The sequence below is a fragment of the Candidatus Legionella polyplacis genome, assembly GCF_002776555.1.
Lineage (GTDB): Bacteria > Pseudomonadota > Gammaproteobacteria > Legionellales > Legionellaceae > Legionella_E > Legionella_E polyplacis.
Map to the genome: position 1 here is coordinate 200,343 of NZ_CP021497.1, position 19,601 is coordinate 219,943.

The window sequence follows — 19,601 nt, forward strand, 5'->3', positions numbered from 1 at the left end:
TTAAAACTAATTATTTAATTATTTTTCTTATAAAACATTATTAATGTAAAATATTAATACAAATATCCATCAATATAGAAGGAAAAATCCCTAAAATAATTAAAAATAAACAATGAATAAAAAATACCATTTTTACAACTTTAAAAGATTTAACAAAATTAAACTGACCATTAAAATCATCAAAATAAATTATTTTAATAATATATATATAATTAAATAACCCAATCACTGAAAACAATAAACTAAAAATAGCTATCCAAAATAAATGATTTTCAACTAAAATTTTCAAAATATAAAATTTAGCAAAAAAACCAATTGTAGGAGGAATTCCAGCAATAGAAAAAATAACTGTTAATACAAAAAAAGCTAATAAAGGATCTACTCTATTTAAACCTTTCAATTCATAAAAAAATCTTATATCCTTGTTATAAATAACAGATAGTACTGTTAAAAATCCAAAAAAAGCTGACACCGATAATGAATAAAAAATAAAATAATAAATAACAGCACTGTAACTAAAATTAACTTTACATAATAAACCTAAAATAGAGTAACCAATATGAGAAATCGATGAATACGCTAAAAACCTTTTAATATTACTTTGAAAAATAGCTAATATATTCCCTATCCCTATGGAAAATAATAATATAATTAAAAAAAAGAATTTCCATTGAAAAAATATATTATTACAATAATTTGGAATTAAAAAATGTAATAATACTCCCAAAATAGAAATCTTAGGAATAGTACTAATAAATAACGTTACAGGAATAGAAGATCCCTCATAAACATCAGGAGCCCACATATGAAAAGGAGCAATCGATAATTTAAAACTAAAAGTAGATAAAACTAATATAGAAGCAAACATAAATAACATTTGACTTTGTTCCAAATTACCAGATTTTATAACTTTAAAGATACTTATTAAATCTAATTTTCCAGTTAAACTATATAATAATGAAATACCATATAATAACAATCCAGAAGCAATAGCACCCATAAAAAAATATTTTAAAGCCGCTTCAATTTCATTATTTCCTATACAAAAAATCACAATCATAACATATATAGGAAAAGACAATAATTCTAACCCAAGATAAATGGTTAAAAAAGAATAAGAAGAAACTAAAATCATCATACCTAAAATAGAAAATAAACTTAAAACGTAATATTCCGAAACATAATTTAAATCATGTTTTACAATATAAAACCAAGAATATAAAAAAAATATGAAAGCAAAAAAATAAACACATAATTTTATTAACTGAACTAATTTATCATTAATAAAAAAATTATTAATAAAAAATAATCTATCATTTTTTAACAAAAAGAAACTACAAATAGTTGATATAAATAACCCTAATATAGAAAATATTAAAGTAAGTTTATTTACCAAAAATTTATTATTTATAAACATACCTATCAATAATATTAAACATGACGTAACTAATATCACTATTTCCGAAGAAAAAATAATATAAGGACTATTGCCAGACAACATACTCATCAATATACACCTCAAACAAAATTTAAATTTTTAAAATATTTTCTTTTACTAAGAAAACATTTATCGAATTATGAATATACTTTAACAAGATATTCGGATAAATACCAAGTATCAATATAAACACAAATAAAATACAATTTGAAATTTTCTCAAATCTAGATAAATCATATAAACTTTTAATTTTATAATTAGCAATTGATCCAAATACAACATAATTACATACTCTTAATGTATAAGAAACACCTAAAATTAAAATGATTCCAGATCCTATACTTAACCAAAATCCAGCTTTCATACTGCCCAAAATTACCATAAATTCCCCAACAAAACCAGAAGTTCCTGGCATTCCCAAATTAGATATACTAAAAAACATAAAGAAAAAAGAAAACAAAGGCATCACTCTAGCTATTCCTCCAAAATCTTTAATTTTCCTCGTATGCAAACGCTCATAAAGATAACCAATATTAGAAAACATAGCACTAGAAATAAAAGCATGTGAAAACATAATAAAAACAGATCCCTCAAAAACAAATCCAGCATACTTAATATTACCTAATCTATGAATAATTAAAAAAGTTGAAAATAAACCTAATACAACAAGACTCATATGTAATATAGAAGAATAAGCAATAACACATTTTAAATCTTCTTGAACATAAGCAATAATACTAATATAAATAATAGAAAAAAGAGAAATTAACAATATCAATTTTGCAAATAAATTACAAGCATCAGGAACTATTGGAAATAAAAATCTCAGCAATCCATAAATACCAACTTTTAACAAAATAGCAGATAATAAAATAGATCCTCCTGATGAAGCTTCAGTATGTACATCAGGCAACCAAGTATGAAAAGGGAAAATTGGAACTTTAACAGCAAAAGCCAAAAAAAATGAAATAAAAATCAAAATTTGCTCTTTTATGCTCAATTTTACAAGATAAAAATCTTTTATTTTAAATGAAGAAATTTCTTGTCCAATATAAATAAATACTAACAACATAAATATAGATCCTAAAAATGTATAAATAAAAAACTTTATAGCAGCATAAGATCTATTTTTAGATCCCCATATTCCAATAATAAGATAAAAAGGAATTAAAATAGATTCCCAAAAAATATAAAATAATATTGCATCTAATGATGTAAAAATACCAATCAACAATCCTTGTATTACAAGAACATAAGATAAATATTCAGAAATATTATTTTCAATATAATTCCATATTGACAAAACACTTATAAAAATAATTATTTCACTTAAAACAATTAAAGACATAGATAAACCATCAACTCCTAAACTATACCTAATATTCAAACTAGGAATCCATAAATGTTCCTCAATATATTGCATTTCAAATGTATGCAAATCAAAATTAAATAACATATAAATAGTAATAAAAAAAGTAAAACTTATTATTAACAACCATATATAACGAAAATCAAAACTTTGAAAAAAATTAGTTTTACTGCAATATAAAAACAATAAACCAGATAAAATCGGAATCCAAATTAAAAAACTAATGCAATAACAATGCATGACTATATTCTATCTCCCATAAGAAAACAATGTACAATACGATAATAAAATAACAGATAAAATCATGACAAAAACATAATTATATAAATATCCGTTATGAAAAAACTTAATTTTTTTTGAAAACCATAAAATTACTAAACCAATTCCTTCTACTATAAATTTATCAATTATTTTTCGATCAAAAATCTTATAAAAAACATTTCCAACTTTTTTAAAAAGAAAAACAAAATAATTAATTAAAAAATCAAATCCATACTGATTTATAAGTACTTTATATACCAAAGAAAACTTTCTAGAAAAATAAATAGGAATACATGGAATCTTAATATAAAAAATCCAAGCAAAAAATATACCAAATATTGTTAAAATAAATGCTATGTTTAAAAAAATATCCTTACTAAAATTAAAAGAAATCAACATTTTTCTAAAAAAAAGATTTTTCATAACATGATTTGGTAAAACAAAAAATGATCCTTTTAAAAAAGAAAACTCGCTAAATATATTTTTATATAAAAAAACTCCAGAACCTAATGAAGTAATTATAAGTAAAAATAAAGGAAACCAAAAAACAAAATAATTTTCATGTTTATAAGAAAAACTTATATTTATAATTTCTTTTTGTTTACCATGAAAAATTATAAAAAAAGAACGAAAAATATAAAACGATGTAATAAATACAGTTATCAATAATAAATAATAAGCATAATTACTACCAAAAATCTTAGAAAATTTTACGTACTCTATTATAGAATCTTTAGAATAAAAACTAGAAAATGGAGGAATAGAACATAATGATAAACTACCAATTAAATAAGAAAAATAAGTAATAGGAATTTTATTCCATAACCCTCCCATCTTTCTTATATTTTGTTCATGTGAAGCACAAATTATTATAGATCCAGCTGATAAAAATAATAAAGCCTTAAAAAAGGCATGATTAAACAAATGAAATAAACTAGCACTATAAGCAGATACACCTAAAGCAGCCATCATATATCCCAATTGGGACAAAGTAGAATAAGCAATTATAGATTTAATATCATTTAATGTAATAGCAACCATACCCATAAAAAAAGCACTTGTCGATCCTACTATTAAAATTAAACTTAATACTACAGTAGAATACTCAATTAATGGAGAAATACGAATTAACATGAATATACCAGAAACAACCATAGTAGCAGAATGAAGTAAAGCTGAAATAGGAGTAGGACCTTCCATTGATCCAGGAAGCCAAATATGCAATGGAATTTGAGCAGACTTCCCCATAGAACCAATAAAAAGTAATATAGAAATTATCGTTAATAATGAACAATGAACATTATCAAAAACTAAACATATTTTTTTACTTTTCAAATACAATGCCTTTTGGAATACAACATGATAATCTAAACTGCCAACATAAGATAAAATTAATCCAATACCTAATATAAACCCAAAATCAGCAATACGATTAATCAAAAAAGCTTTGAATCCACAATAAACAGCTTTTTCCTTAAAAAACCAAAAACTAATTAATAAATATGAAACTAAACCTACTCCTTCCCAAGCAAAAAATAATTGTAAAAAATTATTAGAAACAACCAGAATATTCATCATAAAAGTAAACAAAATTATATAAGAAAAAAATCTTTTATATCCTATTTCTCTTTTCATATAACCTATACTATAAATCTGGACAATTAATGAAATAAAATTAACTAAAATTAACATAATGCAACTTAAAGAATCAATTAAAAATCCAAAATGAAAAATATAAGGAAAAACCTTTCCTCCACTCATCCATATTAAAAAATTAAAATTTTCTATTTTTTTAGTAACAAATAAAAAATATATAAAAACAAATATAGATAGTAATAAAGATATAAAAGTACTAAAAATAGTAATAACATGAACCAATTTATTACTAAATTTTCTTTGAAAAAAAACTACAAATAATAAAGAAAATAAAAGAGATAATATTATTATAAATAAAAATAAACATTTAATACTCACAATAATTAACCTTTTAATTTATTTAAATCATCTAAATAAATATTACCATATACACGATAATATAACATTAAAATGGATAAACCTATGGAAATCTCAGCAGCAGCAATAGCTAAAATAAAGAATACAAAAATTTCTCCATCTATTTTCTTATAAAAATGAGAAAAAATAATAAAATTAGTACATATAGTCACAAACATTAATTCTATACACATCAAAGATACTAACATATGAGTTTTGCGCAATACAATCCCGCACAAACTAAAACTAAATAATACTGCTGTTAATATTAAATAATAACCTATAGGTAACACATTATCAATAATCATTTTTTATTCTTAAAATAAAAATAATAAAATATATTATAACTATTAATTAATATCAATTATACAATAAATAAAATAAATCTAATATTTTTATTATATTATAATAATTTTTTCTGAAAATCATAAAATTTAAAATTACTTATTTATAACACTTTAACAAATAAAATTAACTTAATATTAATTATTAAATAAAAATTAATTACTAAATACTTTACTTATTTCTAACTTTAGACAAGACAATCACAGAAATTATTGAAACTAATAGTATTAATGCTATTAATTCAAATGGAAAAATATAATTAGAATAAAGTATTGTACCAACTTCCCTAGTGTGAACTATACTATCATACTTATTTATAACTTTATGATTAAATAATGATAAAAAAGATAAATCAATCTTATTAAAATTTTGATTACTACTATTTAATAATAAACATTTAGGCAATACCAATATAAATAATGCTATCATAATAAACGATATTGCAAAAAACAAAATAAAATCTAAAATAGAAAAAGAATGATTAGAACCAATATTACTAGATGATCCTATCATCATCGTGACAAATAAAAATAAAGTTATTATAGCTCCAACATAAACTAAAATAAAAACAAAAAATAAAAATTCCGCATTCTTTAATAACCATAACAAAGAAATAGACAAAAAATTTAACGCAAGAAACAATACACAATATATCGGATTATTTTGAAATAAAACCATAAAAGTCAAAATTATTAATAAAATTGAATAAATATAAAATATAAATTCCTTTATAAACATCAATAGAATATCCTCCAATATAAAAACATTGTTAATAATAATAATTTTTATCAATCTTTCTATTATAAATTATTTTTTTTTCCATCAAATCACCAATATCAAGTAATTGTTCTTTCGTAAAAAAATTTTGACCTTTTTTAGTAAAAAAATAATGACGAATAGGAGTTACAACAACTGAATCTACAGGACATGCCTCTTCACATAAACCACAACTAATACATTTAAACATATCAATTTCATATTTTGTTGCCTTTCTCGTTCCATCTTTCTGAATTTTTGCTTCGATAGTAATCGCTAATGAAGGACAAATAGATTCACACAATCTACAAGCAATACACCTTTCCTCTCCATTTGGATATCTCCTTAAAGCTAGCATACCACGAAACCTAGGAGATACAGGTATATTATTCTCAGGGAATTGAACTGTTATTTTTTTCTTAAAAATTGCTCTTCCTGTAATCCATAAACCACGTAACATATCTAACAAAAAAAAATGAAAAACATAAAATTTTATTTTTTTACATAATCGTTTTATTTTATAAAACATCTTCATCCTTTTTTATTCATTTATTAAGATTAAAACCAAGGTTTACAATGTAATTGTACCATACATATAATAACAATTAACCAACAAAAACTAATAGGAACTAATATTTTCCATCCTAACTGCATTAAACTATCATATCGATATCGAGGAAATGTACCTCTAATCCATAAATAAATAAATAAAAAAAATAAAACTTTAATTAATAACCATAAAAAACTGGGAACAGCAATAAAAAAATTATCTAAAAAAAATATACCATCAAAAGGAGATAGCCAACCACCAAAAAATAATAAACTTATAACAGTAGATAAAAAAATCATATTAACATATTCAGAAAGAAAAAACATAGCAAAAATTACTCCAGAATACTCAACATGAAATCCAGCTACAATCTCCGATTCTCCTTCTACTAAATCAAAAGGAGCTCTATTATTCTCAGCTATAGCAGAAATCAAAAATGTCATAAATAATGGAAACATAGGTATTACCCACCAATGCCATATACCTCCACTTTGTGATTTCACAATATCAATTAAATTAGTGCTATTTGAAGCAAGAATTATACCTATATATCCAATTCCCATTGGTATTTCATATGATATAGTTTGAGCAGCACTTCTCAAAGCACCCAACATAGCATATTTCGAATTTGATGACCATCCAGCTATTAATATTGGATATACCCCCATAGAACTTATCATAAAAATAAATAAAACACCTAAATTTAGGTTACTAAAAACCATAGTATATGACAAAGGTATAACAGACCATCCCATCAAAGAAATAATTAAAGAAATAATAGGAGAAAAAATAAATAAAAACTTATTAGATTCTACAGGAAAAATAATCTCTTTTGTAAACAATTTAATAATATCAGAAAATGGTTGAAGTAATCCTTTCCAACCCACTCTATTTGGACCAATACGTAATTGAATATAAGCAATTATTTTCCTTTCTGCATATGTTAAGTATGCTACACAAAACATCAAAAGAAAAATAAATATTAAAATCTTTATAAAAAGAAATAATAAATTACTTATATACATAAAATATCTTTAATCAATTTTTTTTAAATATACCTTTAAAAAGGAACATCCTAAATTCGATGTTTCCAACATAGCATTTACTATCCAAACCATGTTAATCCCAACTCTATTATCATATTTAACAGGTAACATCACACTCATACTATACTCTTGAGAAACAAGAATAAATTTAGAAGATAATAAATTAATTCTTTTTGCAGTATTAGGATTTATTCTTACATAAGCTTTATCTAAATCTGAAGACGGGCATGTTTGCAATTCATAAGAATTTCGGACAATCATATCAACTCTATATAGAGGCCACTCTCCAACACGAACCAAACAATTCTGAGAAATAGGAAATTTCTCCGGAAAATATGGACGATATTTAATTTTTTCAGATTTTTTTAAAATAGATTTAATTTCAGATAAAACTTCATAAATTGATAAATATTCAAATCCACTGCAATTTAACATATTTCCTAACACCCTAAAAATTTTCCAAGCAGGTTTAGATTCAACATATGGATTACAAACATGCTTAACTGTCTGCCAAATATTATTAATATTAATATATGTTCCATCGGTTTCATAATAAGGAGCTATAGGCAATAAAACACTTGCATATTTTTTAACTTGATTATTTTGAAAAGCAGAAAAAACAACAACAAAATCAGCATTTTTTATAGAATTCAATGCTAAACAAGAATTAGCAAAATCAAACTCCGGCTCTACTGCCAATAAAATATAACCTTTTAATTCTTTTCTTAAAGAAGACTGAACATCCATTCCTGGATTATTTACAGGAATACCACCAATTGTTCTGTGTGGCAAAAATCCAGAAATACAAGCACCCAAACTATTTGATCCAGAAGTTAATCTAAATATTCTTACACCGCTAAACAATTTAAAATAATACAATAATGTACGTAATAAAGAAGAATCTGGATGGTTCTCAAATATAGAACCTGTAATAATAACAGAATTTTGATAACATAAAGACTTAGCAATAAATAAAGTTTCATTATCTACTGTTAAATCTCTAAAAAACTTTTTTAATTCTTTAGGTAGAAAAAAATCATTTGGCAAAATAGATAATACTAACTTAGCTAGTTGTAATGATAAATCCTGTACTGGTAAAATTATCTTTTTTTCAATATCAAAATTGTGATTATAATCAATAGGATTTATAACAAACAATTTAGCACCATTAAGAAATGCCTCCCGAATTTTTAATCCAACTAAAGGTACTTCTCTATGAATATTAGATCCTAAAATAAGTATATTTTTTTGTTCTGCAATTAAAGAATACGATAAAGAACTATATGGGGCTAATTCTTGATAATTTTGATCTCTAAAATCAATCTGTTGTAATCTATGATCTAAATTATTTATTCCAATAGACCTCATTAATTTTTGAAGCAAATAAAATTCTTCTAATGTAGATGAAGGAGAAGCAAAAACTGCAATTTGTTCAGGACCATATTTTTGTAATATATTTAAAATACCATCAGATACAAATTTTAAAGCTACAGACCAATCCACAGAACACCATTTTCCATCATTCTTTAACATTGGTTTACTTGCACGAAATTTGCTTTGTAATCCTAAATAACTAAAACGATCTCTATCAGAAATCCAACATTCATTAATATTCTTATTCTCTCTAGAAGTAACTCTAAAGACTTTATCTCTATCCACATGAAAATAAATATTTGATCCCAAACAATCATGAATAGATACACCATCATACTGATGTAGTTCCCATGAACGCTTCAATGATCTAAATGGTTTAGAAGATAAAGCACCAACTGGACATAAATCGATCATATTTCCAGATACTTCTGATGTTATAAATGATTTTATATATGTACCTATTTTTATTTTTTCTCCTTTTCCTAGCAAACCTAATTCATGAGATCCATTAATTTCTCTATCAAAACGAATACATCTAGTACAATAAATACATCTTGTCATCTCAGAAGCAATTAAAGATCCAAAATTGTCATTACTAAATACTCTTTTTTCTTCTTTATATACTGAAGAATCAGACCCAAACTCCATAGAAAAATCTTGCAACTCACACTCTCCTCCTTGATCACAAATAGGACAATCTAACGGATGATTGATCAATAAAAATTCCATAACAGATTTTTGAGCCTCAATAACTTTCTTAGATTTAGTAAAAATTTTTATCTCTTTATTAATTACTGTTGAACAAGCAGGAAACAACTTATTAAATCCATAAATCTCTACAAGACACATTCTACAATTTGAAGCTAACGATAACTGTTTGTGATAACAAAATCTTGGTATATAAATACCTTTATCATCAGCAACTTGAATAATAGTTCTTCCTTTTTTAACCTTAAAAATATTATTATTTATTTCTATTTCAATCATTTTTAAAAATTTTTTATTAAAAAAAAATCTTCTTCTTAATAAAACACTCAAATTCATCATAAAAATTTTTAATAAAACTTTGAACAGGCCATGATGCTGCATCTCCAAAAGCACAAATAGTTTTCCCTTCTATATTATTAGCTATATTAATCAATGTATCAATATCATTAAGATTTCCAAGTCCATATTTTATTTTACGAACCAATCTAAACATCCATCCAACTCCTTCTCTACAAGGAGTACATTGCCCACAAGACTCTTCCATATAAAATTTTGTAATACAATATAAAGCATTAACCATACACGTATTTTCATTCATTACAATGATAGCACCAGAACCTAATCCAGAACCAATATCCCTTAAACTATCAAAATCTAAATCTAAATCCATCATAATCTCCCCTAAAACGACTTTCATAGAAGTTCCACCTGGTATTACAGCTTTAATTTTATTTCCACCATACACCCCTCCTGCTAAAGATAAAACCGATCTAAAAGGAGTACCTAAAGAAACTTCATAATTTCCAGGTCGATTAACATGCCCAGTAACACTAAAACATTTTGTACCTCCATTATTAGGGGGTTTTCCAATATTCAAAAACCACTCTCCTCCTTTTTCTACAATTAATGGTATAGATGCTAAAGTTTCTGTATTATTTATAAGGGTAGGTTTTCCATATAAACCAAATTTAGCAGGCAACGGTGGTTTAAATCTAGGTTGCCCTATTTTACCTTCTAACGAATTCAATAAGGCAGTTTCCTCTCCACAAATATACGAACCTGCTCCTAAATGATTATATAAATCAAAATTAATATTACTATTTAATATATTCTTTCCTAAAAAACCAAATATATATGCTTCTTTTATTGCTTCTTCCATTCTTTTAAATGGCAACCAAAATTCCCCCCTTATATAATTATAACCGATCTTAGCTCCAATAGTATAACCGGCAATAATCATTCCTTCAATTAATTGATGTGGATTGTATGTTAATATATATCTATCTTTACAAGTTCCAGGCTCACCTTCATCAGAATTACATACAACATATTTATCCTCATTCTGAGTTCTATCTATAGCATCCCATTTCACATATGTAGGAAAGCCAGCACCACCTCTTCCTCTTAAAGAAGATATTTTTATCTCTTTTATAATTTCCTCAGGAGACATATTAGTACGAATAATATATTTTAAAGCAGAATAACCTCCAACGCTTTGATACGCAGATAAAGTCCAAGATTTTTTTAAATGAAGAGTCCTATAACAAACTTGATTTAATTTCATCAAATTTTAATTTAAATTAACCTATTATTTTATGTATTATAAATATTTTTTTAAAATAAAATCAACTTTATCAAAAGTAATATTTTTATATAAATTTTTATTTATTTTTATAACAGGAGCATGAATACAAAATGCCAAACATGAAACCTCTTTCAAAGTAAATTTTCCATCTTTTGTGGTTTCATTAAAAGAAATATCTAATTTATTTTTAATATATTCAACAACATTATCGGCATTTAACAAACAACATGATAAACTAGTACAAATACTAATAACATACTTTCCAACACGATTTAAAAAAAACATAGAATAAAACTTAGCAACTTCATAAACAGAGATATATGAAACACCTAAATAGTTTGCTACAGCAACAATTAATTCATCATTTAAATAACCATATATTTCTTGAACTATCATAAGAATTCTTATTACCGAAGATTTCTTCCCATAAACCGGATATTTTAATATCCAATCATTAATTTCTTTTAATTTACTAGAATCTACTAATTGATCAAGTGTTTTACTCATATAAATTCATTATATACGTATTACTTTATCTAAATTCTATTGATATAGAATACCCTTGCCCAAATCTTGTTATACCAACATATATTTTAATATTAAAAAACTTACCTATCTATTTCTCCAAAAACAATATCCTGACTAGCAAGAATTGATACTCCATCAGCTAATAAATGTCCTTTAACCATTTTATGATAATTTGCTAAATGCACAAATGAAGGAGATCGTATTTTAATCCTATACGGTTTGTTAGATCCATCCGATACTAAATATATTCCAAATTCTCCTTTTGGAGCCTCTACAGCTGCATAAACTTCTCCAACCGGAACAAAAAAACCTTCAGAAAATAATTTAAAATGATGAATTAAAGATTCCATATTATATTTTATACTATTTCTAGATGGTGGGGAAATTTTAAAATCATTTACCTTAATAGGTCCAGGATGATTATTAAGCCATTTTATACATTGTTTTATAATAACATTAGATTGACGCATTTCTTCAATGCGAACCAAATACCTATCATAACAATCCCCATTAAACCTTACTGGTACATCAAAATTAATATATTCATATGCAGCATACGACTGTTTTTTACGTAAATCCCATTTTACCCCAGAAGCTCTGAGCATTGGACCTGTAAATCCCCATTTCAATGCATCCTCTTTAGAAACAATTCCTACATCTATATTTCTTTGCTTCCATATTCTATTATCAGTTAACAATGTTTCATATTCATCTACACATTTTGGAAATCTCTCAGTAAAGTCCCACAAAAAATCAAGAAAACTCCCTTCACGACTCTCATTTATTTTTTTAATATCTTTTTCATTACCTACAATGGAAGATTTATATCTTGGCATAAATTCTGGTAAATCACGAACAACACCTCCAGGTCTATAATATTTAGCATGCATACGAGCTCCAGAAACAGCTTCATAACAATCAAATAAATCCTCTCTTTCTCTAAAACAATAAAGAAAAACAGTCATAGCTCCAATATCTAATGCTGTAGCACCTAACCATAATAAATGATTTAATATTCTAGTAATCTCATCAAACAATGTTCTAATATACTTTGCTCTTATTGGAATATCTAAACCTAAAAGTTTTTCTATAGCTAACACATAACTATGTTCATTACACAACATAGATACATAATCTAACCTATCCATATATCCAATATTTTGCAAATAAGGCTTGGTCTCTATAAGTTTTTCAGTTGCACGATGTAAAAAACCAATATGAGGATCAGCTCCAACTATAGTTTCTCCTTCTAATTCTAATACTAAACGTAATACACCATGCGAAGCAGGATGTTGAGGTCCAAAATTTAAAGTATAAGTTTTTAATTCCATATATTTCTTTTTTTATAGTTTAATAGAAATATTCATTACACATAAAATCTATTTATCTTACAAACCATATTTATTTTTTTATAACTTTAGGAACAGTAATTCTTGATTTAATATTCACTGGCTCATAAATTACTTTTCCTAAAACATCATCATAGTAAACTTCCGAATAACCTATAATAGGAAAATCTTTTCTTAATGGATAATGCATAAATCCATAATCAGTTAATATTCTTCTCAAATCAGGATGTCCATCAAATAAAATTCCATACATATCATATGCTTCTCTTTCAAACCAATCAGCTACCTCCCAAATATCATAAACAGAAGGAACTATTAAATCTTCGTTATCAATAAAAGACTTTACACGAACACGATGATTTTTTTCAATAGATAACAAATGATATACAACTGCAAACCTATTTTTATTGAAATCCAATATTTTACTTTTTTTTTCTAATACAGCCCTAGAAAAACCACATACTGTTGCTGATCTTACATTCCAATCAGATTTTCCATAATCTAAATAATCTACTCCGCACAAATCAACTAATTGATTAAAACTAAATTCATTATTAGTTTTTAAAACTAATAAAATATCTTTCAAAGAAAATAAATCACATTCTAATGTAATTTCATTATGATTAATCATTATTTTACTATTATAATTTTTTAATTTATCTCGTAATTTATTATATAAATTAATTATATCTTTCATAAAACTTTATAAAAAATTTTAATACTATTAACTAATTTTATTAAAAAACAATTATTTTTTCTTAATTTTATTCTGTAATTGTATTATACCATAGATCAATGCTTCAGCAGTAGGAGGACATCCAGGTATATAAATATCAACAGGTACAATTCGATTACATCCACGAACAACAGAATAAGAATAATGATAATACCCACCTCCATTAGCACAAGACCCCATAGAAATAACCCATTTTGGATTAGGCATTTGATCATAAACTCTTCTTAAAGCAGGTGCCATTTTATTACATAATGTTCCAGCAACAATCATAACATCAGATTGACGTGGACTTGGTCTAAATAAAACACCAAAACGATCTAAATCGTATCTAGATGAACCAGCATGCATCATTTCTATAGCACAACAAGCCAAACCAAACGTCATAGGCCATAATGAATTCCCTTGAGCCCAATTTACCAACTTCTCTATAGAAGTTAACAAATATTTTTTTTCTTCTAAAGAACTAACTTTACTAATATAATTTACCTCACTAATTCATATCTATAAAATAGTATCTAATTATTTATATAATCATTTATCTATAAAATTTTAATAATAAAACTTATTTCCAATTTAACGCTCCAGATCTCCATTCATACATAAATCCAATTACCAATAACACTAAAAACAATGCCATTCCATATATTCCAATATAATTCAACTTACGAAAAACTATAACCCAAGGAAAAATAAAAATAGTTTCTACATCAAATAAAACAAATAATATAGAAACTAAATAAAATTTTACATCAAACGGATCATGTGCATGTTTATAGGTATCAAAACCACATTCATACGATAAACTTTTATCTTTATTCTCAATAAAAGTATTAATTAACAAACTAAAACCTACTATCATTACACTAATAAAAAACGCAACAATAAAAAAAATTAAAATTGATAAATACATTAAAAATCACCCATAATATAATAATATTAAATAAAAATATAAAATAATTTTATACCGAAGATCGGATTCGAACCGATACAGCTATAAATTAATTAGCTATCGCTCCCTCAAAGCGACGTGTCTACCAATTCCACCACTTCGGTATTGAATTAACAAAAATCATTTTTTATTTTCCTATGTATAAATATACATAAAAAATATATAAAAATATATCAATATCACTAAAATTACTAAAAATAATTAATCATCAAACATTTTATTCCTGTCAATAAAATGTATTCTTTATTTTATATACAGAAGAAGGAACTAACACATTTTCCCCAAACATATCTCCTGCATAATTTTTATTATGATTAACTAATGTTAAATTTTTTAATTTAACTGAAAGACAATATGACAAAGATATACTTGTAATAAAAAAAAATAAAGATAAAACAGTTGTTAATTTATATAAAAAACTATTTAAACCTTTACTTCCAAATAATGTACTAGAAATACTAGAATTAAAAGAAAAATTCATACTAGATCCTTTGCTATTTTGAAATAACACTAAAAAAATTAAAATAAAAGAAATTAAAATATGAATTATCAATATAAATTTATACATTTAACAATATCCAAAAAACTACACAAATTTAAAGAACTCCTTCCAATTAATACTCCACTAATACTTAATTTAGAAAATAAAAGCTCAATATTATTTTTATTAATACCACCACCATAAACTATATGAACATTCCCATCAATACCTTTATTAATTTTAAAGATAACATTCTTTATAAAAGATATAGTATCTTGCAAATATACCATATCTAATATAACTTTTCTATTATTTATAGCCCAAATTGGTTCATACGCAATAATACAATTCTTAAAAAACTCCTTATTAGAGTAATTTATCAGTTCACTATTTTTTGTAAAAATAGATAATAATTGATTTTCCAATACTAACTCTGTTTTTTTATTTTTCTTTTCTATATCTGATTCACCAATACACAAAATTGGAATCATTTCTTTACTTCGTATAAAATGAAATTTTTTAGAAATTAAAGCATTGTTCTCCTTAAAAATACTACGACGTTCAAAATGACCAACTAAAACATATCTGCAATCATAATCTTTTAACATAGAAACAGAAATTTCACCAGTAAAAGGTCCATTTTCCTCTGGATAAATATTCTGAGCACCACAAAAAATATCTAATACATCTAATTCTTTTTTTAAAATACTTACAACAAGTGGTATATAAATAAATGGTGGAACAACAATGAATTTCATTAAACCTACTTCTTTCTTATAAAATAAAATTAATTGTTCAATTAATAATTTTATATTATATATATTACCATTCATTTTCCAATTAGCAATCACAATTTTTTTCATATAAAAATATAACACTTTATTATTTTAAAATTATTTTTAATAACTAAAAATACCTTTATCAAAAAACAAATAAAACATCACCATAAAAAACCTTTTATAAATTCTAATATAAATTAATTTCTTATATATAATTATATTTATATTAAATATAATGTGATACTATACTGATTTATCAAAAAAAAACAATATTCACTAATTTTTTATATTCAGAATTAATATTAAAAACATTAATTCCAAATAAATTATTAAAATTACAAAATTTCACAATGCATACACATAAAAAAAATCTATATTCTATCATTGTATCTAATAAAAAAGCATATTTTGACTATTACATAGAAAACACCTATAATGCTGGAATAATTTTAAAAGGATGGGAAGTCAAAAGTATACGTATAAATTCTATTAATTTAATTAATTCTATAATTTTAATAAAAAATAAAGAAATATTTTTACTAAACACACATATACAACCAATTCAAAATATAACAAAAAATTTTTATATAGAAACAAAAAGAGCACGAAAACTATTATTGAAATACAAAGAAATTAAAAAATTAATTGGAAGCATAAAACAAAAAGGATATACATTAATTCCATTAGAATTTTATTGGAAAAACAACTTAATTAAAGTAAAAATATCTTTAGCAAAAGGTAAAAAAAAATATGATAAAAGAAATACTCTGAAAAATAGAGAATGGAATAAATATCAACAAAAAACTTTAAAAAAGTATTTAAAAACTTACTAATATTTATTAAACTTTATAAAAATAAAATAATTTTTTAATTATTTATTTGAAATAAAAATTTATTATTACACAAATCTTATATATAAAATATATATCGTACTCTACTAAATATTAATAACCTGTATAAAACTTTAACAAAAATCGAATTAACTAAATTTAAATAATAAAACATTAAAAACAAATCTTAATACATAATAAAATTAAATTTTAAATTATTACTATAAAACATAAGATTTTTCCTTTAACATTACAGGAACATCATCTAATATTGGAAAAGCAATCCTATCAAAAATACATATCAATCTATTTTTTTCAAAAATTAACTTTTTTTTACACAATGGACAAACTAAAATTCTCAATAAAAATTTTTCCATTAAACCTAATCCTAATATATATTTACTATAACACTAAATCTTTTAAATAAGTAGGAATAACATCAATAACATTAATATTTTTAACTAAAATTTTTCTATTTAAAATAAAACTAATAATAGATTTTGCGTTTGGATAAATAAAAAATTTATTTACAATTCGACTCTTAATCGTATTAGATAAATAACTAATAATTTTATCATTAAAAACACCAGCTAAAATCAATTTAGATTTATCTTCAGGTATAGAAATACTTGAAATATTTGATATTCTTTCTTTTGTACCAATAAATTTATACTTAATATAATCCCAATAAACTCTATTCATTTTTGCATCAATCAAAACTAGCAAATTAAATTTAAAACAATTAATACCAATATATCTTTGCATAGAATAAACTTCTTGAGCAATAGAATTGAAACTACTAACTGAAAATAATGGAATATTCATAGTATATGCTAATCCTTTTACTATACTACAAGTAACACGAATTCCAGTAAAACTCCCTGGTCCTGCACAATAAATAATTGCATCTAATTTATTAAAACATATTCCAGAATCTATGAGTAGACTATCAATCATTTTTAAAATAAATTTAGAACGATTATTAAAATCTAAATCTTTCTTATAGAAAATCCCATCTTGAGTTAATAAAGCTACAGACGATAACTCTGTAGACGAATCAATAGCTAAAAAATTCATATTTTAATCAAAATTTGTTATTTCCATTTTTTTTTTAAAAAATGTAATTTATTAGAAATCTTCTCCCAATAATCAGCATCTTTAAAGGCTTCTTTTTTCGAAGTTATATTTGGCCATACTTTTGATAATTCCCTATTAATACTTAAAAAAATTTTTTGTTTATCTTCTAATTCATCCTCATGTACTATAGCTTTAATTGGACATTCCGATTCACACAAAGCACAATCAATACACTCATTTGGATTAATTACTAAAAAATTTGGACCTTCGTAAAAACAATCAACTGGACATACTTCAACACAATCAGTATATTTACACTTTATACAAGGTTCTGTTACTACAAATGTCATAAAATTCACCTAAAATAGTTTAAAATTTTTACATATAAAAACTAATATGAATTACTATTCATAAATATATATATAACACTAAAAATCTAATCTCTCTAAAAAACATAAAACTAATAAAAAATTAAAAATTCTTTATATTATTAAAAATATAAATACAATTTATACATACAAATTGCTTAATAATAACTATTTACTGATATAAATTTATATATCTTTTTTTCCATTATCTTTACAGATTTATTAGATAAAACAGTCATAGGTAAACGTAATTTATTTTTTATTAAACCCATTTTACTTAATACCCATTTAACAGGTATAGGATTTGATTCAATCAACAATAATTTATATAAAGACATTAATTTATTATGTATTTTTAAAGATTTTTTAATATTTAAATTTAAAGCAAAACAACACATTTTCGAAATTGTATTAGGTACAATATTACTTGCTATAGAAATTACACCACTCGCTCCATCTAATATCCAATTAGCAGACACTAAATCATTTCCACTATAAAGACAAATATTCTCATTTTTACATAAATACACAAGTCTTTTAAATCTTTTTTTACAATTAATTACTGTTTCTTTTATTCCAATAATATTTGGAATCTTTATCAACTTTTCTATAGTTTTTATATGTAAACTACATGATGTCCTATTAGGAATATTATATAGTATAATAGGAAAATTTTTAACATTATCTGAAATATATTTATAATACTCATACAAACCCAACTGAGTTGGTTTTAAATAAGAAGGAGTTGAAATTAAAACAGCATCTACTCCATATTCTATAAATTTTAATGTTAAATTAATACAATTATTTACGTTATCTGATCCAGCACAAGCAATAACAGGAATACGTTTTTTTACTTGATTAACAACAGTCCTCACTATCAAAATTTTTTCTTCGTTTGACAATGTACTATATTCTCCAGTAGTACTTGGAGAAAGAATCACATTAGTACCCATATAAATATGAAAATCTACTAATCTACATAAATTACTAATATCTATTAAACCTGATTGAAAAAAAGGAGTAACTAAAGCAACTATATTGCCATAAAATCTCATGTATTTTATTATACAAAAATTT

The 19,601-nt window shown here is 23.9% G+C and carries 21 protein-coding genes and 1 tRNA gene; 1 reads left to right on the forward strand and 21 read right to left on the reverse strand.

Translation table 11 applies throughout. The annotated features are described in order from the left end of the window. Positions 1 to 40 precede the first annotated feature (40 nt). The 17 genes from CCU22_RS01030 to tpiA all read right to left on the reverse strand — a co-directional run bounded on the left by CCU22_RS01030 (position 41) and on the right by tpiA (position 16,330). Complete coding sequence (locus CCU22_RS01030) at positions 41 to 1,501, reverse strand: NADH-quinone oxidoreductase subunit N (RefSeq protein WP_158521312.1); 1,461 nt, start codon at positions 1,499 to 1,501, stop codon at positions 41 to 43. Between the two features lie 28 nt (positions 1,502 to 1,529). Further along, a complete protein-coding gene (locus CCU22_RS01035; RefSeq protein ID WP_100114749.1) occupies positions 1,530 to 3,047 on the reverse strand; it encodes a complex I subunit 4 family protein in 1,518 nt (505 codons plus the stop codon). A gap of 9 nt (positions 3,048 to 3,056) precedes the next feature. Next, positions 3,057 to 5,042, reverse strand: a complete 1,986-nt coding sequence (gene nuoL / locus CCU22_RS01040) for an NADH-quinone oxidoreductase subunit L (protein WP_100114750.1) — start codon at positions 5,040 to 5,042, stop codon at positions 3,057 to 3,059. Positions 5,043 to 5,047: 5 nt separating this feature from the next. After that, positions 5,048 to 5,353 (reverse strand): NADH-quinone oxidoreductase subunit NuoK, encoded by a 306-nt coding sequence (gene nuoK, locus CCU22_RS01045; protein WP_100115031.1) that lies wholly within the window; start codon positions 5,351 to 5,353, stop codon positions 5,048 to 5,050. 223 nt (positions 5,354 to 5,576) lie between these two features. After that, positions 5,577 to 6,143 (reverse strand): NADH-quinone oxidoreductase subunit J, encoded by a 567-nt coding sequence (locus CCU22_RS01050; protein ID WP_145955070.1) that lies wholly within the window; start codon positions 6,141 to 6,143, stop codon positions 5,577 to 5,579. Positions 6,144 to 6,174: 31 nt separating this feature from the next. Next, entirely contained in the window at positions 6,175 to 6,690 is a 516-nt protein-coding gene (gene nuoI / locus CCU22_RS01055) for an NADH-quinone oxidoreductase subunit NuoI (RefSeq protein WP_100114752.1), read from the reverse strand. 29 nt (positions 6,691 to 6,719) lie between these two features. Then, entirely contained in the window at positions 6,720 to 7,736 is a 1,017-nt protein-coding gene (gene nuoH / locus CCU22_RS01060; RefSeq protein WP_100114753.1) for an NADH-quinone oxidoreductase subunit NuoH, read from the reverse strand. A 9-nt stretch (positions 7,737 to 7,745) separates the two neighbouring features. Next, positions 7,746 to 10,232, reverse strand: coding sequence for an NADH-quinone oxidoreductase subunit NuoG (gene nuoG / locus CCU22_RS01065; protein WP_233485119.1), 2,487 nt, complete (start codon positions 10,230 to 10,232; stop codon positions 7,746 to 7,748). Beyond that, on the reverse strand, positions 10,135 to 11,406 hold the full coding sequence (nuoF, locus tag CCU22_RS01070; RefSeq protein WP_233485120.1) for an NADH-quinone oxidoreductase subunit NuoF: 1,272 nt from the start codon (positions 11,404 to 11,406) through the stop codon (positions 10,135 to 10,137). Before nuoF ends, nuoG begins: the two co-directional genes overlap by 98 nt. A gap of 33 nt (positions 11,407 to 11,439) precedes the next feature. Further along, positions 11,440 to 11,931 (reverse strand): NADH-quinone oxidoreductase subunit NuoE family protein, encoded by a 492-nt coding sequence (locus tag CCU22_RS01075; protein WP_100114755.1) that lies wholly within the window; start codon positions 11,929 to 11,931, stop codon positions 11,440 to 11,442. Positions 11,932 to 12,032: 101 nt separating this feature from the next. Next, positions 12,033 to 13,283 carry an NADH-quinone oxidoreductase subunit D gene (locus tag CCU22_RS01080; protein WP_100114756.1) on the reverse strand — a complete coding sequence of 417 codons (1,251 nt, stop codon included), beginning with the start codon at positions 13,281 to 13,283 and terminating at the stop codon, positions 12,033 to 12,035. Positions 13,284 to 13,353: 70 nt separating this feature from the next. After that, entirely contained in the window at positions 13,354 to 13,998 is a 645-nt protein-coding gene (locus tag CCU22_RS01085; RefSeq protein WP_100114757.1) for an NADH-quinone oxidoreductase subunit C, read from the reverse strand. 51 nt (positions 13,999 to 14,049) lie between these two features. Next, positions 14,050 to 14,514: a NuoB/complex I 20 kDa subunit family protein gene (locus CCU22_RS01090; protein ID WP_100114758.1), complete on the reverse strand. Its 465-nt coding sequence runs from the start codon at positions 14,512 to 14,514 to the stop codon at positions 14,050 to 14,052. An 85-nt stretch (positions 14,515 to 14,599) separates the two neighbouring features. Next, the gene (locus CCU22_RS01095; RefSeq protein WP_100114759.1) at positions 14,600 to 14,947 is read right to left on the reverse strand and encodes an NADH-quinone oxidoreductase subunit A; all 348 of its coding nucleotides are present in this window, start codon (positions 14,945 to 14,947) and stop codon (positions 14,600 to 14,602) included. A 52-nt stretch (positions 14,948 to 14,999) separates the two neighbouring features. Further along, positions 15,000 to 15,090: transfer RNA gene (locus CCU22_RS01100), tRNA-Leu, on the reverse strand. Between the two features lie 122 nt (positions 15,091 to 15,212). Continuing rightward, complete coding sequence (gene secG, locus CCU22_RS01105) at positions 15,213 to 15,554, reverse strand: preprotein translocase subunit SecG (protein ID WP_100114760.1); 342 nt, start codon at positions 15,552 to 15,554, stop codon at positions 15,213 to 15,215. Beyond that, positions 15,536 to 16,330, reverse strand: a complete 795-nt coding sequence (gene tpiA / locus CCU22_RS01110; RefSeq protein ID WP_100114761.1) for a triose-phosphate isomerase — start codon at positions 16,328 to 16,330, stop codon at positions 15,536 to 15,538. Before tpiA ends, secG begins: the two co-directional genes overlap by 19 nt. A 266-nt stretch (positions 16,331 to 16,596) precedes the next feature. Between tpiA and smpB the strand changes: the two genes are divergently transcribed. Then, positions 16,597 to 17,079 (forward strand): SsrA-binding protein SmpB, encoded by a 483-nt coding sequence (gene smpB / locus CCU22_RS01115; RefSeq protein ID WP_100114762.1) that lies wholly within the window; start codon positions 16,597 to 16,599, stop codon positions 17,077 to 17,079. Between the two features lie 218 nt (positions 17,080 to 17,297). Here smpB and CCU22_RS01120 read toward each other — a convergent pair whose 3' ends face one another. The 4 genes from CCU22_RS01120 to dapA form a co-directional block, all read right to left on the reverse strand. Next, positions 17,298 to 17,453, reverse strand: coding sequence for a Trm112 family protein (locus tag CCU22_RS01120; RefSeq protein ID WP_100114763.1), 156 nt, complete (start codon positions 17,451 to 17,453; stop codon positions 17,298 to 17,300). Between the two features lie 25 nt (positions 17,454 to 17,478). Beyond that, a complete protein-coding gene (tsaB, locus tag CCU22_RS01125) occupies positions 17,479 to 18,153 on the reverse strand; it encodes a tRNA (adenosine(37)-N6)-threonylcarbamoyltransferase complex dimerization subunit type 1 TsaB (RefSeq protein WP_100114764.1) in 675 nt (224 codons plus the stop codon). Positions 18,154 to 18,170: 17 nt separating this feature from the next. Continuing rightward, positions 18,171 to 18,503 (reverse strand): ferredoxin FdxA, encoded by a 333-nt coding sequence (gene fdxA, locus CCU22_RS01130; RefSeq protein ID WP_100114765.1) that lies wholly within the window; start codon positions 18,501 to 18,503, stop codon positions 18,171 to 18,173. 176 nt (positions 18,504 to 18,679) lie between these two features. After that, positions 18,680 to 19,579, reverse strand: coding sequence for a 4-hydroxy-tetrahydrodipicolinate synthase (gene dapA, locus CCU22_RS01135; protein ID WP_100114766.1), 900 nt, complete (start codon positions 19,577 to 19,579; stop codon positions 18,680 to 18,682). Positions 19,580 to 19,601: the final 22 nt, after the last annotated feature.

What these genes read in the sequence shown, in the direction of transcription:
- CCU22_RS01030 (WP_158521312.1), bottom strand. Translation starts at nt 1,501, where the DNA reads ATGTTGTCTGGCAATAGTCCTTATATTATTTTTTCTTCGGAAATAGTG.
- CCU22_RS01035 (WP_100114749.1), bottom strand. Translation starts at nt 3,047, where the DNA reads ATGCATTGTTATTGCATTAGTTTTTTAATTTGGATTCCGATTTTATCT.
- CCU22_RS01050 (WP_145955070.1), bottom strand. Translation starts at nt 6,143, where the DNA reads ATGTTTATAAAGGAATTTATATTTTATATTTATTCAATTTTATTAATA.
- nuoI (WP_100114752.1), bottom strand. Translation starts at nt 6,690, where the DNA reads ATGTTTTATAAAATAAAACGATTATGTAAAAAAATAAAATTTTATGTT.
- nuoH (WP_100114753.1), bottom strand. Translation starts at nt 7,736, where the DNA reads ATGTATATAAGTAATTTATTATTTCTTTTTATAAAGATTTTAATATTT.
- CCU22_RS01075 (WP_100114755.1), bottom strand. Translation starts at nt 11,931, where the DNA reads ATGAGTAAAACACTTGATCAATTAGTAGATTCTAGTAAATTAAAAGAA.
- CCU22_RS01080 (WP_100114756.1), bottom strand. Translation starts at nt 13,283, where the DNA reads ATGGAATTAAAAACTTATACTTTAAATTTTGGACCTCAACATCCTGCT.
- CCU22_RS01085 (WP_100114757.1), bottom strand. Translation starts at nt 13,998, where the DNA reads ATGAAAGATATAATTAATTTATATAATAAATTACGAGATAAATTAAAA.
- CCU22_RS01095 (WP_100114759.1), bottom strand. Translation starts at nt 14,947, where the DNA reads ATGTATTTATCAATTTTAATTTTTTTTATTGTTGCGTTTTTTATTAGT.
- secG (WP_100114760.1), bottom strand. Translation starts at nt 15,554, where the DNA reads ATGTATAAATTTATATTGATAATTCATATTTTAATTTCTTTTATTTTA.
- tpiA (WP_100114761.1), bottom strand. Translation starts at nt 16,330, where the DNA reads ATGAAAAAAATTGTGATTGCTAATTGGAAAATGAATGGTAATATATAT.
- smpB (WP_100114762.1), top strand. Translation starts at nt 16,597, where the DNA reads ATGCATACACATAAAAAAAATCTATATTCTATCATTGTATCTAATAAA.
- CCU22_RS01120 (WP_100114763.1), bottom strand. Translation starts at nt 17,453, where the DNA reads ATGGAAAAATTTTTATTGAGAATTTTAGTTTGTCCATTGTGTAAAAAA.
- tsaB (WP_100114764.1), bottom strand. Translation starts at nt 18,153, where the DNA reads ATGAATTTTTTAGCTATTGATTCGTCTACAGAGTTATCGTCTGTAGCT.
- fdxA (WP_100114765.1), bottom strand. Translation starts at nt 18,503, where the DNA reads ATGACATTTGTAGTAACAGAACCTTGTATAAAGTGTAAATATACTGAT.
- dapA (WP_100114766.1), bottom strand. Translation starts at nt 19,579, where the DNA reads ATGAGATTTTATGGCAATATAGTTGCTTTAGTTACTCCTTTTTTTCAA.